The organism is Micromonospora sp. CNZ286 (assembly GCF_014207755.1).
In genome coordinates this window covers 5,060,453-5,073,791 of sequence record NZ_JACHIZ010000001.1, presented here as the reverse complement: position 1 = coordinate 5,073,791, position 13,339 = coordinate 5,060,453, and the positions used below count along the sequence as shown (strand labels likewise).

The following is a 13,339-nucleotide window of genomic DNA, read 5'->3' as shown; positions in this document are numbered from 1 at the left end:
TGCCGCGCTCGCGCGTGCTTTGGCGAGTCGGGCTCAGCGCAGGGTACGGAGGAACACCTGCCACGGCTGACGCCCAAAGCGCAGAACCGGGCCGGACGCATCCTTGCTGTCGCGGATCAGGATGCTCCCGTTGACTGCGGCAATCTCTACGCACGCTCCGCCGTTGTTGTCGCTGCGACTCGACTTGCGCCACTTGGTGCCGATCGGGTCCGTCATGCCACCTCCGTTTCCTACCAGCGTCTGGCGCGAGCACTGCTGAGGTTGGCGCTCAGCGCAGGGTACGGAGGAACACCCGCCACGGCTGTCGGTCGAAGCGTAGAACCGGGCCGCCGGCATCCTTGCTGTCGCGGACTTCTACTGCCTGGTCGGCGTATCTCGCTTCGACGCAGGCTCCGTTGGTGCCGCTCCGGGTGCTCTTGCGCCACTGCGAGTCCACGTCCGCCTCCTACTCCACGGGCAGCGCGCCTCGGATTGCTTTGATCATTGCCGCCGAGTCGGTTGGCGACAGGGCCGCGGCGCGCAGGCTGTTGAACACCACCGTACAGCGGCGCACATCCTCGCCCTCCGCGTAGAGATCGCCCGTCAAACCCTCGATGTACACCACGCTGGGGCCGTCAGCGAAGTTGAGGATGTGGAAGCTCGACAGCATGGAAGCGTAGGCACCTTCCCGGAACGGGATCACCTGGACCGTGACGTTCCATCGGCTGCCGGCGTCGAGCAAGGCGGTGAGCTGGTCGGCCATGACGGCTGCACCACCGATCTGGCGGTGCAGGACTGCTTCGTCCAGTACAGCCACCAGGCGGAGCTTGCCCGACGAGATCAGCTCCTGGCGGTGCGTCCGGACGGCGACTCGCCTCTCGACCGCCTCGGGTGAAGGTTCGAAGGCATCCTCCGCCATCATCGCCCGCGAGTATGCCGGTGTCTGGAGCAGGCCCGGCACGACAAGCGTCTCGAAGGTCTGCACCTCCTCGGCTGCGGATTCCAATCCGATGTACTGCCGATACGACGAGGGCAGATCCCCGTACTTCGCCCACCAGCCGCGCTGCTTCCCGGTGCGCGCCATCGACAGCAGCGTGTCGCGCAGTTCGGCATCGGTGACGCCGTAGCGATCAAGCAGCGCGTTGAGCGCAGGGCCTTTGATACCGACCCGACCGGCCTCGATGCGGCGCAGGGTGCTCGCGGTCACCTCGATTGCCGCCGCTGCTTCCTCGGCGGTGACATCGGCCTGCTCTCGCGCTTTGCGTAACTGCGCCCCGAGCTGGAAGCGAACGAAGGTCGGACTCTCCATGCCGGTGATTGTGCCGCCGGCCGGCGTGCGGTGGACACGCGACACGCCCGCACGACATGCGCGCACATCGTTGACTGACTGAAAATGCGCGCGCAAAATTACCCGCGCATGAACAAAGTAGGAGGCGGCATGCGTGCTCGTGTGTCGTACGAGGAGTACGTGTTGGCGGTCGCGCTGACCCTCGCCCGGCGGCACCGTCCGGTGTGGTCCTGGCGACGCTGGCGGTGGATCTGCCGCTGCGGTGCGGAACTGCCGTGCCGCGCACGCCATCGCATCCCGATCCGTCGCGGCCACTGGCCGGGTGAGGAGCAGACGTGACGGAGCCGCAGGTCCGGCAGATCCTGTCGGTACACGTACCCGGCGTCGACGGCTTCTGCACGGGGTGCCGGGCATGGTGGGCGCGTCTGTGCCCGTACCCCTGTCAGCAGGTCGAATGGGCGGCCCGCAGGCAGGCGCGGACCGCCACCCGGCGCTTCCTGGACGGCCTCCGGTGACCACCCACGGGCCGGTTCTTCCGGTGTGGAGCTGCGGTGGGTGTGGCGCTCCTTGGCCCTGCCCGACGCGGCGTCGCGAGCTGCGGGCCGAGTTCGCCGGAGCGCCGGTGTCGTTGAGCTTGTACATGGGGTCCTATCTGGTGTGGGCGGCGGAGGATCTGACCTGGGTACCGGCCGGGGTGTTGCATCAGCGCTTCCTCGGGTGGGTGCGATGAGTGTCATTCGGCCGGGCGACGAACGGTTCCACTACTGCGACGGCTCGCACCGGTGGGTGCCGCTCGATCCGGACTTCGACCAGGAGGTCTGGGAGGCCATGGTGCGCGAGCACCAACAGCGGCACCTGGAGGAGATCTCCCGAGGGCTTCGTCCCCGTCGGCCCAAACTTCCGTAGGTGCCCACTGTCACAGCCCATCGCGTACGCGAGCTGGAATGCTCGGGGGATGAGCACGACAGACATCTATCGGGTCTTCGCCGAGCGTGAGACGCGTGGCGTGTCCCCGGCGTACGAGCGGTTGTCGCGGGTGGTCGCCGGTGACCCGGAGCTGCTCGCCCTGCTCGACACGCTTCCGCCGGCCAAGCGTCAGCCGAACCTGCTGTTCGGGGTGGTGCGGCTGCGCGGCGGGCCGGTGGACGACCCGGCGGCGTTCCGCGCGTACGTGATGGGGCACTGGCCGGACGTGGCGGCGCAGATGCGGGTGCGGGCGACGCAGACGAACGAGGCGGGACGCTGCGCGGCTCTGCTGCCGGTGCTCGCCGCGTTGCCGCAGCCGCTGGCGTTGCTGGAGGTCGGCGCGTCCGCCGGGCTGTGCCTCTACCCGGACCGGTACGCCTACCGCTACGGCGATCGGCGGATCGGCGACGGCGAGCCGTTGCTCGACTGTGACCTGACCGGCGCCGAGCCGCCGGAGCGGCGTCCGGAGGTGGTGTGGCGGGCCGGGCTGGACCTGAACCCGCTCGACGTCACCGACCCGGCCGACGTGGCCTGGCTGGAGGCGCTGATCTGGCCGGAGCACCGGCACCGCCGGGACCGGCTGCGCGCCGCGGCGGCGGTCGCGGCGGCCGATCCGCCACTGCTGGTACGCGGGGACCTGGTCGACGACCTGCCCGCGCTGGCGGCGCAGGCCCCGCCCGGGGCGACGCTCGTGGTGTTCCACAGTTCGGTGCTCTACCAGGTGCCGCAGCCACGGCGGGACGCGTTCACCGCGCTGGTCCGGACCCTGCCCGGCCACTGGATAGCCAACGAGGACCCGTCGGTGCTGCCCCACGCCGACCTGCCGGATCCGCCCACCGACGGCTTCCACAACGTCCTGGCCCTCGACGGCCGTCCCGTGGCCTGGACGACAGGCCACGGCCAGTCCCTCACCTGGTTCCGCGGCGGGCGGCGGGCGGGCGGGCGTTGAACTAGGGTCGGCGGGCGTGACCGAACCTGCCTGGCTGGTCGAGACGCGTGCCGCCTACGACGCCGTCGCCGAGGACTACGCGCGGCTGCTGCCCGATGTGGTGGAGCCGCCGCTGGATCGGGCGCTGCTGGCCGCGTACGCCGAGATGGTCGAGCCCGGACGGGCGGTGCTGGAGGTGGGCTGCGGCACCGGTCGCGTCACCGCCCACCTGCACCGGCTCGGCCTCGACATCGGCGGCGTCGACCTCTCGCCCGGCATGGTGGCGGTGGCCCGGCGGACGTACCCGGATCTGCGCTTCGAGGTCGGCTCGCTGACCGAGCTGAGCGCGCCGGACAGGTCGCTGGCCGGGCTGGTCTCCTGGTACTCGCTGATCCACCTCCCGCCGGAACTGCTGCCCGAGGTGTTCGTCGGCTTCCACCGGGTGCTCGTCCCGGGTGGCCACCTGCTGCTGGCGGTGAAGGCCGGCGACCGGCTCGACCGCCGGGAGCAGGCATACGGCCAGCCCGTCGGGTACGACGTCTACTGGCTGTCGCCGCAGCGGCTGGCCGCGCAGCTCGCAGCGGCCGGGTTCGCGGTGACGGCGACGACGGTCCGCGCGCCGGCCGACGGCGAGCGGCAGCCCCAGGCGTTCCTGCTCGCGCAGCGTCCGGCCGATTGAACCGGACGCTGCGCGAAGCGCGCCGCCGACCTCGCCGCAACGGGTCGGCAGCGGGACGGTCAGGGCCGGTGCGGAGTGACCGAGATCTGCTCGGCGATCGCGACGACCTGGTCGACCGAGAGCCGCAGCGGCGCCTGCAGGTTGACCACCGCCCCGCCGGGCACCTCGGCCTGCAGGAACCAGATCTCGTCGGCGCGGATCAGATGGGCTTCCCGGCCGCCCACCGTGACCCTTCGCTCGTGCCGGGCTCCCATCACGTTGCGCAGCAGGTCCGGGTCACGGCGTGCAACGACCTGCACGGTGAGCGTCTCGTCGGAGGAGTCGCCCTGCAGGGTCAGGATGGTGTCGTTCTTGAAGAGGGCGAGCCGCCAACCGCGTGGCGCCAGCCGGACCCGCAGCGGCACCTGCTGCGGCTCGTCGACGAGGTGCTCGGCCAGCCGGAGCAGCGCCGCGTCGTCGGCGAACCTGCCGTGGCCGGTCAGCGACACCCACTGACCGGGCCTGCGTTCCCACGACATGTCGAGCCGGCGCGGTCCGCCGGGGTCCGACTCCTCGTAGATCTCGGCCGGGCGGCCTGCGACGGTCACCGGACGCGACGTCGTCGCGATCCGTGCCGGTCGGCTGTCCCAGACGAAGAGGTAGACGTCGTCGGTGGCGGTGCGGGACAGGTACACGGCGAGGAACTGGCCCGGAGCGTAGCTGTAGCGAGGTGGGTCCAGCGTCGCCGGCCGCGACCGCAGGGTCAGCGGAAACTCCGGGATCGTCGCAGCCACCAGGGTCAACGGCTCCGCCGATCGGTCGAGCGAACGTACCGCGAGGCCAATGCCCGCCCCGGCCACCACCGTGGCCCCGGCTGCCACCAGGAGCGTCCGCCGCCGCAGCGGCGGAACGGTCCGGCGTACGGATGCGGCGGCGAACTCGCCGGCGAGGCGGTCCCGCGCGAGGCGGAGCGTCTCGGCGGACGCCTCCGGGGCATCCGGCCCGTGCGTACGCAGCAGGTTGATCTCGTTCATGTCGGCTCCTCGGGGGCGAGCGCGAGTCGGGTGAGTCGGCGGGCACGGTGCAGGCGGGAGCGGACGGTGCCGAGCGGGATGTCGAGCACGGCGGCGATCTGCTCGTACGACAGGTCCGCCCACGCGGTGAGCAGCAACACGTCCCGGTCCCGCCGGTGCAGCGAGGCCAGCGCCAGGGCCAGGTCCCGGCGCAGGGCGCCGGCGTCCAGCCGGTCGATCGCGTCCTCGATCACCGGCGGTGCCACCTCGCCGGCGGCGAGCCGGGCCAGCGCGCGGTAGCGGCGTTCCTCGGTCCGCACGTGCCGGCGCACGAGGTTGGTGGCGATCCCGAAGAGCCACGGCCGTACGCCGACGTCCGAGGTGTACGACGCCCTCCGCCGGAAGGCGACCAGGAAGGTCTCGGCCAGTAGGTCGTCCGCCGGCGGACCGATGCGGCGAGCCAGATAGCGGTGCACGGGGACGGCATGCCGGTCGAACAACGGCGCGAACCGCTCCGGCTCGGCGACGGACGCGCGGATCACGTCGTCGTCCGACGGCTCGTCGGGCGGCCCGGCCCCGGAATGTCCCCGTTCGTGGGCCTCGGCCCGGCGCATCTTGTTCGTCACACCCGTTCATGCCCGGTCGGCGCGGACCGGTTCACGGCGGAACCGCATCCGGTCGTAGTGTCCCTCCCGGACGGCCGACGCGACGGGAGGCACCGGCGCGGGCACCCAGGGCGTCGCGCGAGGGTGAGGAGGCCACTCCGTAGACTCCAGCGGTGCGTGACGAGCTGGCGGACCGGCCGCTTACCGAACCGCACCCGTCGCGGCTGTCGCCGGATCACCCGGGGCGGGACCGGATCCTGGCCGCGCACGCCGCAGCTTTGGCCGCCGGGGAGGCCGGCTACCTGGACCCGGAAACCGGACTGTTCGTGCTCAGCGCGGGCTTCCTGGCCCGGCGAGGGACGTGCTGCGGGCGAGGATGTCGGCACTGTCCGTACGTAACCGATTAGGGGCTTCCGTCCCCGCGCGGGCACGCCGTACGGTGTCCGACGGAACTCCGGCGGGTCGGACCCGCCGCCGACCGCGGAGGTCTCCCGTGCGTGCCCGTATCTGGCTGGCCGTCCCGGCCGTCCTGCTCGCCGCCGGCTGCGCCGAGGAGGCGCCGACCGACGCCGGGCCGCCCGCCCCGCCCCCGCCGGTTCCGGTCGCGGCGGCGTCCTCCGGCGGGGCGTGCCGGCTCCTCGACTTCGCGGTGATCGCCGAGCACACCGGCGGCACGTTCGACGTGGCGGCGGCCACCGAGCGGGGCGACACCCACACGTGCGTGGTCCGGGCGGCCGGGGCGGTGCTGCCGGAGCTGACGCTGTCGGTGACCGAGACGTCGATCGACGCGGCCACGTTCGCCCTGGACGTGCAGCCGGGCGGCGCGGCGAAGATCAGCAAGCTGGGCAAGGCCGCCTACCGGCGGACGCTGCCCAAGACCGCGAAGTCCGGCCCGGCCGCCGAGGTCGGCTGGCTGGCCACCGAGGGACGGCTGGCCACCCTGCGCTGGACCGCCCCGGCCGGCACCGCGAAGGCGGAGGCGGACAAGACGGCCGGCAAGCTGGTCACGCTGGCCAAGGTGATCGACACCAGGCAGCTCTGATCGCGGGTCGCACCAAGGCAGCTCTGACCGGAAGCCGGCCTCAGCGGGCCGCGACGAACACCCGGGACGCCACCTCGCGGGGCAGCCGGACCCGGTCACCGGAGCGGTCGATGGAGACGGCGTCGCGTTCCTGCGCCACAGTCACTGTCGCGCCCGGGTCGACGCCGGCGGCGTGCAACTGCCGGAGCACGTCCGAGTCGGTCTGCACGCTCTCGCAGATCCGCCGCACCACGACCGGGCCGGACAGGCCGGGGAAAGCCAGGTTGCGCTCGCCCTCGACGGCGTCGGCATGCGTCTGGCCGGGGTCGCCCAGCTCCGCCAGGCCCGGGATCGGGTTGCCGTACGGCGAGCGGGTCGGGCGGTTGAGCAGGTCGAAGACCCGCTTCTCCACCGCGTCGCTCATCACGTGCTCCCACCGGCAGGCCTCTTCGTGGGCCTCCTCGTAGGGCATCCCGATCACGTTCACCAGCAGCAACTCGGCCAGCCGGTGCTTGCGCATCACCGACACGGCGGTGTTGCGCCCCTGCGGCGTGAGAGTCAGGTGCCGGTCGCCCTCGACTGTGAGCAGGCCGTCGCGCTCCATGCGGGCGACGGTCTGGCTGACGGTCGGACCACTCTGCTTCAGCCGCTCGGCGATGCGGGCACGAAGCGGCGGCACCCCCTCCTCCTCGAGTTCGAGGATGGTGCGCAGGTACATCTCGGTGGTGTCAACAAGGTCGTGCTTCACGTCTGCGGCCTCCTGGGCTCCGATGGTACCCGCTCCCACCGACCGTCGACGCAGGCGAAGCCGGAGGTGGCGGGCCGAATGGTGTTGACTGGGCCGCATGGCCGCCACCACAGACCTGCTGGTCGAGCCCGACCGGCTCGCCGCCGAACTCGATCATGCCGACCCGCCGACCCTGCTCGACGTCCGCTGGCGGCTGACCGGCCCGCCCGGGCGCGACGATCACACCGCCGGCCACCTGCCCGGCGCCGTCTTCGTCGACCTGGACACCGAGCTGTGCGGGCCGCCCGGCGCCGCCGGGCGACACCCGCTTCCGGACCCGGCGGCGTTGCAGGCCGCGCTGCGGGCCGCGGGCGTCCGCGCCGGTCGTCCCGTGGTGGTGTACGACGGCGGCGACGGCATGTCCGCCGCCCGCGCCTGGTGGACGCTGCGCTGGGCCGGGCACCGGCAGGTGCGGGTGCTGCACGGCGGCTTCCCGGCCTGGACGGCAGCCGGCCTGCCGGTCGACACGAGCGTGCCCGCCCCGGTCCCGGGCGACGTGACGGTGGCGCCCGGCGCGTTGCCGGTGCTCGACGCCGCCGCTGCCGCCCGGCTCGCCGCCGCCGGGCCCGGCGTGCTGATCGACGTACGGGCCGCGCCGCGTTACCGGGGCGAGCACGAGCCGGTCGACCCGGTCGCCGGGCACGTGCCGGGCGCTGTGAACCTGCCCGCACCGGAGTACGTCACGCAGGGCCGGTTCCCCGCCGCCGAGGCGCTCCGGGAGCGGTTCGCCGCCGCCGGGGTGGACGCGGACGCGCCGGTCGGTGCGTACTGCGGCTCCGGGGTGACCGCCGCGCAGGCCGTGCTCGCGCTGCACCTGGCCGGTCGCCCGGACGCCGCGTTGTACGTCGGCTCGTGGAGCGAGTGGGTGGCCGACCCGGACCGTCCGGTCGCGACCGGTGGCACGTCCGGCCGGTGAGCGTACGACTGGTGGGCGCGCCCCGGGCCACGTGCGACGATGGCCGCATGGCCGACGACACGGTGGTGGTGTGGGACGAGGGTCTCCTCGCCTACGACATGGGCGACCATCCCCTCGACCCGGTCCGGGTCGAGCTGACCATGGCGCTCGCCCGCGAGCTGGGTGTGCTGGACCGGCCCGGCGTGCGGCTGGTCAAGCCCGAGCCGGCCGACGACGCGCTGCTCACCCGCGTACACGATCCGGCCTACCTGGACGCGGTCCGGTCCGCGCCGCGCGACCCGCTGTTCGCCGGCTTCGGTCTGGGCACGTCGGACAATCCGGTCTTCGACGGGATGCACGAGGCGAGCGCGCTGATCGCCGGCGCCACGACGGCCGCCGCCGAGGCGGTGTGGCGCGGCGACGCCCGGCGCGCGGTGAGCGTGGCCGGCGGGCTGCACCACGCGATGCCCGCCCGCGCCGCCGGGTTCTGCGTCTACAACGACCCGGCCGTGGCCATCGCGCGGCTGCTCGACCTCGGCGCGGAGCGGATCGCGTACGTGGACGTGGACGTGCACCACGGCGACGGCGTGCAGGAGATCTTCTACCGCGACCCGCGGGTGCTCACGATCAGCCTGCACGAGACGCCGCTCGCGCTGTTCCCCGGCACCGGGTTCCCGGACGAGACCGGCGGCCCGGGCGCGGAGGGCACCGCCGTCAACGTGCCGCTGCCCCCGGGTGTGGGTGACGCGGGCTGGCAGCGGGCGTTCCACGCGATCGTGCCGTCGGTGCTGCGCGCGTTCCGGCCGCAGGTGCTGGTCACCCAATGCGGCGCCGACGGGCACCGCAAGGATCCGCTGGCCGACCTGCACCTGTCGGTGGACGGGCAGCGGGCCACCTACCGCGCGCTGCGGGCGCTCGCCGACGAGCTGTGCGACGGCCGCTGGGTCGCCACCGGCGGCGGCGGGTACGCGCTCGTCGAGGTGGTGCCCCGGGCGTGGACGCACCTGCTGGCGATCGCCACCGGCGAGCCGGTCGACCCGGCCACGCTCACCCCGCCGGGCTGGCGGGACCTGGCCGCGCGGCGGCGACCCGGGCACGAGGTGCCGCTGCGGATGACCGACGACGTGGACCCGTCGTACCAGCCGTGGCAGCCCAGCGGCGAGCCGAACGCGGTGGACCGGGCCGTCGCGGCCACCCGCAAGGCGGTCTTCCCGCTGCTCGGGCTCGATCCGCACGACCCGCGCGACTGAGCCGGCGGCAGGGGAGGACCGACCGGTGACCACCGTCGAGCAACCGCTGGACGTGCTGCTCAGTGACGGCACGACCGTCCAGCTGCGACCGATCCGCCCGGAGGACGCGCCCGAGATCGTGGCCATGCACGGCCGTTTCTCGGAGCGCACCCGATACCTGCGGTACTTCTCGCCGTACCCGCGTATCCCGGAACGCGACCTGAAGCGCTTCGTCAACGTCGACCACCGCGACCGGGAGGCGTTCGTGGTGCTGGCCGGCGAGCGGATCGTCGCCGTCGGCCGCTACGAGCGGCTCGGCCCCGCCTCGCCCGAGGCCGAGGTGGCGTTCGTGGTCGAGGACGCCTACCAGGGCCGGGGCATCGGGTCGGTGCTGCTGGAGCACCTGGCCGACGCGGCCGGACGCAACGGCATCGTGCACTTCGTCGCCGAGGTGCTCCCGGCCAACGGGGCGATGCTGCGGGTCTTCGCCGACTTCGGCTACCAGGTCCAGCGCCAGTACGCCGACGGCGTGGTGCACCTGAGCTTCCCGATCGCGCCCACCGAGGCGACCCTGGAGGTGCAGCGCGGCCGGGAGCACCGCACCGAGGCCCGGTCGATCGCCCGGCTGCTCGCGCCGCGCGGCATCGCCGTCTACGGCGCCAGCACCACCGGCCAGGGCGTCGGCGCGGCGCTGCTCGGGCACCTGCGCGACGGTGGCTTCGCCGGGGCGATCGTGCCGGTGCACCCGAGCGCGTCGACGGTGGCGGGGCTGCCCGCGTACCCGTCGGCGGCCGACGCCGGCCAGGACGTCGACCTCGCCGTGGTGGCTGTCCCGCCGGACGCGGTGACCGACGTGGTGCACGACGCGGCCCGCGCCGGCGCGCACGGCCTGGTGGTGATCTCCGCCGGGTTCGCCGAGTCCGGCCCGGCCGGCGCGGCGGCGCAGCGCGCGCTGGTCCGCGCCGCGCACCTGGCCGGCATGCGGGTGGTCGGCCCGAACTGCCTCGGCGTCGCCAACACCGACCCGGCGGTACGCCTCAACGCCACGCTCGCCCCGGTGCTGCCCGCGGCGGGCCGGGTCGGCGTGTTCAGCCAGTCCGGCGCGTTCGGGGTGGCGCTGCTGGCCGAGGCGTCCCGGCGCGGGCTCGGCCTGTCCAGCTTCGTCTCGGCCGGCAACCGGGCCGACGTGTCCGGCAACGACCTGCTCCAGTACTGGCAGGACGACCCGGCCACCGACGTCATCACGCTCTACCTGGAGACGTTCGGCAACCCGCGCAAGTTCGCCCGGCTGGCCCGGCGCATCGGCCGCCGCAAGCCGGTGGTGGCGCTCGCCTCGCTGGCCCGGCCGCCGGGCGTGGGGGACGCGCCCGCGCTGGACGCGGCTGCGGTGAGCGCGCTGTTCGCCCAGTCCGGGGTGATCCGGGTGGACACCGTGTCCGAACTGCTCGACGTGGGCGTGCTGCTGGCCCACCAGCCGCTGCCGGCCGGGCGGCGGGTGGCGGTGGTGGGCAACTCGTCGGCGCTGACCGGGCTGGCCGCGACCGCCTGCGCGGCCCAGGGACTGACAGTCGCCGACGGCTACCCGCAGGACGTCGGGCCGAGCGCGGGCGCCGCCGCGTACGCCGCCGCGCTCGGCGACGCGGTGGCCGACGAGCGGGTGGACGCCGTGGTGGCGGTGTTCGCGCCGCCGCTGCCGGGCCAGCTCGCCGACCCGGTGGCCGACTTCGCGGCGGCGCTGCCCGACGCGCGGGTCACCGGCAAGCCGGTGGTGGCGACGTTCCTGGCCGGGCTGGTGCCGGCCGGGGTGCCGGCGTACCCGAGCGTGGAGGAGGCGGTACGCGCGCTGGGCCGGGTGACCGCGTACGCGGACTGGCTGCGCCGGCCCGCCGGTGTGCTGCCGGAACTGGCCGACGTGGACCGGGCGGCCGGGCACGCCGCGCTGCGGCCCGACGGCGCCGACGCGGCGGCGTTGCTGCGCGCGTACGGGATCGACGTGGTGGAGTCGGTGCCGGCCGGCAGCGCCGAGGAGGTGCTGGCGGCTGCCGAACGGCTCGGCCGGCCGGTGGCGCTCAAGGCCGCCGCCCCCGGGTTGCGGCACCGCCTCGACCTGGGCGCGGTACGCCTCGACCTGGCGGATGCCCCCGCGCTGCGCCGCGCGTACGCCGAGATGGCCCCGGTGTTCGGCGCGGAGGTGCTGGTCCAGCCGATGGTCGCGCCGGGTGTGGCGTGCGTGGTGGAGCTGGTGGAGGATCCGGCGTTCGGGCCGGTGGTCGGGTTCGGGCTCGGTGGCGTGGCGACCGAGCTGCTCGGCGACCGGGCCTGGCGGGCGGTCCCGCTCACCGACCGGGACGCCGCCGAGCTGGTCGACGAGCCCCGCGCGGCGCCGCTGCTGCGCGGGCACCGGGGCGCCGCGCCGGTGGACCGGGCGGCCCTTGTCGACCTGCTGGTGCGGGTCGGCCGCCTGGCCGACGAGCAGCCGCGAGTGCGGTCGCTCACGCTCAACCCGGTGCTGGCCCGGCCGGACGGCATCTCGGTGCTGCACGCCACCGTGCGCACCGGCGCGGAGGCCGCCCGCCCGGACACCGGCCCGCGCCGCTTGTAAGGAAGGGCCCCTTCTTAACGCCTCCGGTAGAGAAGGGGCCCCCTTTTAACACCGCTCACCCACGCTCGGAGATCTGCTGCACCGACCACTCGTTGCCGTCCGGGTCGCGGAAGAACACGAAGCCGACGTTGTCCAGCGGGTGCGGCACCGGGCGCGGGTTCTGACCCATCACCTGGATCTCGCTCACCTCGACGCCCCGCTCGACCAGCTCGGCGTGCGCCCGCTCCAGGTCGGGCACGACGAGTTGCAGGCCCTTGAGGGAGCCCGGCGGCATCTCCGGTACGACGCCCCGGCCGAGCACGATCGAGCACCCGGAGCCCGGAGGAGTGAGTTGGACGATCCGCCCCGCGCCGCCCAGATCGGTGTCGTGGTCGAGGACGAAGCCGAGCCGCCGCGCGTAGAACTCCTTGGCCCGGTCCAGGTCGGAGACCGGTACGACCACCACTTCCAGCGTCCAGTTCACGTTGTCGCTCCTGTCGTCGAATCGTTGTGCAGCGCTGCCGCGAGGCGGTCGAACGCCTCGCTCAGGCCGCGGGTCATCGGATAGCGCAGGACGGTGTCGCGGCCCTGCGCGGTGGCGTACCGCAGGTGGGTGACGACAGTGGTCCGGTCCGCCGGACCGGTGAAGTCGTGACGCACCAGCGTCTCGCCCGGATAGGACTGTCCGTCGAAGAGTTCGGTGCAGACCAGCCGCGCGGGCGGGTCGACCTCCCGGTACGTGCCGCCCTGGGCCATCAGGTCGCCGTCCGGCCCTCGGGAGACGAACCGCCAGCGCCCGCCGACCCGCAGATCCACCTCGCACTCGACCAGGTGCCAGCCGCGGGCGCCCCACCAGCGGACCAGCAGCTCGGGCCGGGTGAAGGCGGCGAACACCAGGTGGCGCGGGGCGGCGAAGTCGCGGCTGAGCCGGATCTCCCGGTCGCCGTGCAGCGTGACGGTCAGGCCGGTCACCGCTGCTCCCCGGCGGTCAGCTCGGCGAGCACCTCGTCCAGCCGCGCGTAGCTCTCCGCCCAGTAGTCGCGGTAGTCCGCCAGCCACGCGACGGCCTCCCGCAGCGGCCGGGCGTCGAGCCGGCAGGGGCGGCGCTGGGCGTCCCGACCCCGGGTGACCAGGCCGGCGCGTTCGAGCACCTTGAGGTGCTTGGAGACGGCGGGCTGGCTCATCGCGAACGGCTCGGCCAGCTCGGTGACTGTGGCCTCACCGGCGGCCAACCGGGTGAGGATGGCGCGCCGGGTGGGGTCGGCGAGCGCGGCGAATGTGGCGTCGAGCAGATCCGCGGACACGTTCATAACCTCCTGGTTGTGTAACCAGTCGGTTCTATACTGCGGGAGCGCCCGGGTCAAGCGCGACAGGCCCCGGCGAACCGCC

The 13,339-nt window shown here is 73.9% G+C and carries 19 protein-coding genes; 10 read left to right on the top strand and 9 right to left on the bottom strand.

From position 1 onward, the window contains the following. Positions 1-33: 33 nt before the first annotated feature. Genes FHX31_RS22295 through FHX31_RS22285 form a run of 3 tightly spaced genes read right to left on the bottom strand, consistent with a single transcriptional unit; the run spans position 34 to position 1,288 of the window. Positions 34-216: a DUF397 domain-containing protein gene (locus FHX31_RS22295; protein WP_047891716.1), complete on the bottom strand. Its 183-nt coding sequence runs from the start codon at positions 214-216 to the stop codon at positions 34-36. Positions 217-268: 52 nt separating this feature from the next. Then, complete coding sequence (locus FHX31_RS22290) at positions 269-436, bottom strand: DUF397 domain-containing protein (RefSeq protein ID WP_082171265.1); 168 nt, start codon at positions 434-436, stop codon at positions 269-271. A gap of 9 nt (positions 437-445) precedes the next feature. After that, positions 446-1,288, bottom strand: coding sequence for a helix-turn-helix domain-containing protein (locus FHX31_RS22285; protein ID WP_047891729.1), 843 nt, complete (start codon positions 1,286-1,288; stop codon positions 446-448). Positions 1,289-1,417: 129 nt separating this feature from the next. Here FHX31_RS22285 and FHX31_RS22280 point away from each other — a divergent pair, with 129 nt between their 5' ends. From FHX31_RS22280 to FHX31_RS22260, 5 genes are all read left to right on the top strand, one after another. Continuing rightward, entirely contained in the window at positions 1,418-1,606 is a 189-nt protein-coding gene (locus FHX31_RS22280) for a hypothetical protein (RefSeq protein WP_064447123.1), read from the top strand. Then, positions 1,603-1,782, top strand: a complete 180-nt coding sequence (locus FHX31_RS22275; RefSeq protein ID WP_069089355.1) for a hypothetical protein — start codon at positions 1,603-1,605, stop codon at positions 1,780-1,782. The genes FHX31_RS22280 and FHX31_RS22275 overlap by 4 nt, the downstream gene beginning before the upstream one ends. A 211-nt stretch (positions 1,783-1,993) precedes the next feature. Further along, positions 1,994-2,173, top strand: a complete 180-nt coding sequence (locus tag FHX31_RS22270) for a hypothetical protein (protein ID WP_064447124.1) — start codon at positions 1,994-1,996, stop codon at positions 2,171-2,173. Between the two features lie 49 nt (positions 2,174-2,222). Then, a complete protein-coding gene (locus tag FHX31_RS22265) occupies positions 2,223-3,182 on the top strand; it encodes a DUF2332 domain-containing protein (RefSeq protein ID WP_184977136.1) in 960 nt (319 codons plus the stop codon). A 16-nt stretch (positions 3,183-3,198) separates the two neighbouring features. After that, positions 3,199-3,840, top strand: coding sequence for a class I SAM-dependent DNA methyltransferase (locus FHX31_RS22260; RefSeq protein WP_184977135.1), 642 nt, complete (start codon positions 3,199-3,201; stop codon positions 3,838-3,840). 59 nt (positions 3,841-3,899) lie between these two features. On the opposite strand, the gene FHX31_RS22255 is transcribed toward FHX31_RS22260, so the two are convergent. Further along, complete coding sequence (locus tag FHX31_RS22255; protein ID WP_184977134.1) at positions 3,900-4,853, bottom strand: hypothetical protein; 954 nt, start codon at positions 4,851-4,853, stop codon at positions 3,900-3,902. Further along, positions 4,850-5,446: an RNA polymerase sigma factor gene (locus FHX31_RS22250; protein ID WP_184977846.1), complete on the bottom strand. Its 597-nt coding sequence runs from the start codon at positions 5,444-5,446 to the stop codon at positions 4,850-4,852. The genes FHX31_RS22255 and FHX31_RS22250 overlap by 4 nt, the downstream gene beginning before the upstream one ends. Positions 5,447-5,610: 164 nt before the next feature. Here FHX31_RS22250 and FHX31_RS22245 point away from each other — a divergent pair, with 164 nt between their 5' ends. Next, positions 5,611-5,844 (top strand): DUF5522 domain-containing protein, encoded by a 234-nt coding sequence (locus FHX31_RS22245; RefSeq protein WP_104114418.1) that lies wholly within the window; start codon positions 5,611-5,613, stop codon positions 5,842-5,844. Between the two features lie 86 nt (positions 5,845-5,930). Continuing rightward, positions 5,931-6,479, top strand: coding sequence for a hypothetical protein (locus FHX31_RS22240; RefSeq protein ID WP_184977133.1), 549 nt, complete (start codon positions 5,931-5,933; stop codon positions 6,477-6,479). A 40-nt stretch (positions 6,480-6,519) separates the two neighbouring features. On the opposite strand, the gene FHX31_RS22235 is transcribed toward FHX31_RS22240, so the two are convergent. Further along, entirely contained in the window at positions 6,520-7,206 is a 687-nt protein-coding gene (locus FHX31_RS22235; protein WP_083395259.1) for an iron-dependent transcriptional repressor DtxR, read from the bottom strand. Positions 7,207-7,303: 97 nt separating this feature from the next. Here FHX31_RS22235 and FHX31_RS22230 point away from each other — a divergent pair, with 97 nt between their 5' ends. Genes FHX31_RS22230 through FHX31_RS22220 form a run of 3 tightly spaced genes read left to right on the top strand, consistent with a single transcriptional unit; the run spans position 7,304 to position 11,971 of the window. Then, a complete protein-coding gene (locus tag FHX31_RS22230) occupies positions 7,304-8,161 on the top strand; it encodes a sulfurtransferase (RefSeq protein ID WP_013284765.1) in 858 nt (285 codons plus the stop codon). A gap of 47 nt (positions 8,162-8,208) precedes the next feature. After that, entirely contained in the window at positions 8,209-9,390 is a 1,182-nt protein-coding gene (locus tag FHX31_RS22225) for an acetoin utilization protein AcuC (RefSeq protein WP_184977132.1), read from the top strand. A gap of 25 nt (positions 9,391-9,415) precedes the next feature. After that, positions 9,416-11,971, top strand: coding sequence for a bifunctional GNAT family N-acetyltransferase/acetate--CoA ligase family protein (locus FHX31_RS22220; protein WP_184977131.1), 2,556 nt, complete (start codon positions 9,416-9,418; stop codon positions 11,969-11,971). A gap of 55 nt (positions 11,972-12,026) precedes the next feature. Here the strand turns inward: FHX31_RS22220 and FHX31_RS22215 are convergent, their stop codons facing one another. The 3 genes from FHX31_RS22215 to FHX31_RS22205 are packed head-to-tail and all read right to left on the bottom strand — an operon-like array spanning position 12,027 to position 13,260. Beyond that, positions 12,027-12,434, bottom strand: coding sequence for a VOC family protein (locus tag FHX31_RS22215; RefSeq protein WP_184977130.1), 408 nt, complete (start codon positions 12,432-12,434; stop codon positions 12,027-12,029). After that, positions 12,431-12,922: an SRPBCC family protein gene (locus FHX31_RS22210; protein WP_120571036.1), complete on the bottom strand. Its 492-nt coding sequence runs from the start codon at positions 12,920-12,922 to the stop codon at positions 12,431-12,433. The genes FHX31_RS22215 and FHX31_RS22210 overlap by 4 nt, the downstream gene beginning before the upstream one ends. Next, positions 12,919-13,260, bottom strand: a complete 342-nt coding sequence (locus FHX31_RS22205; protein ID WP_209310246.1) for an ArsR/SmtB family transcription factor — start codon at positions 13,258-13,260, stop codon at positions 12,919-12,921. Before FHX31_RS22205 ends, FHX31_RS22210 begins: the two co-directional genes overlap by 4 nt. Between the last annotated feature and the right edge of the window lie 79 nt (positions 13,261-13,339).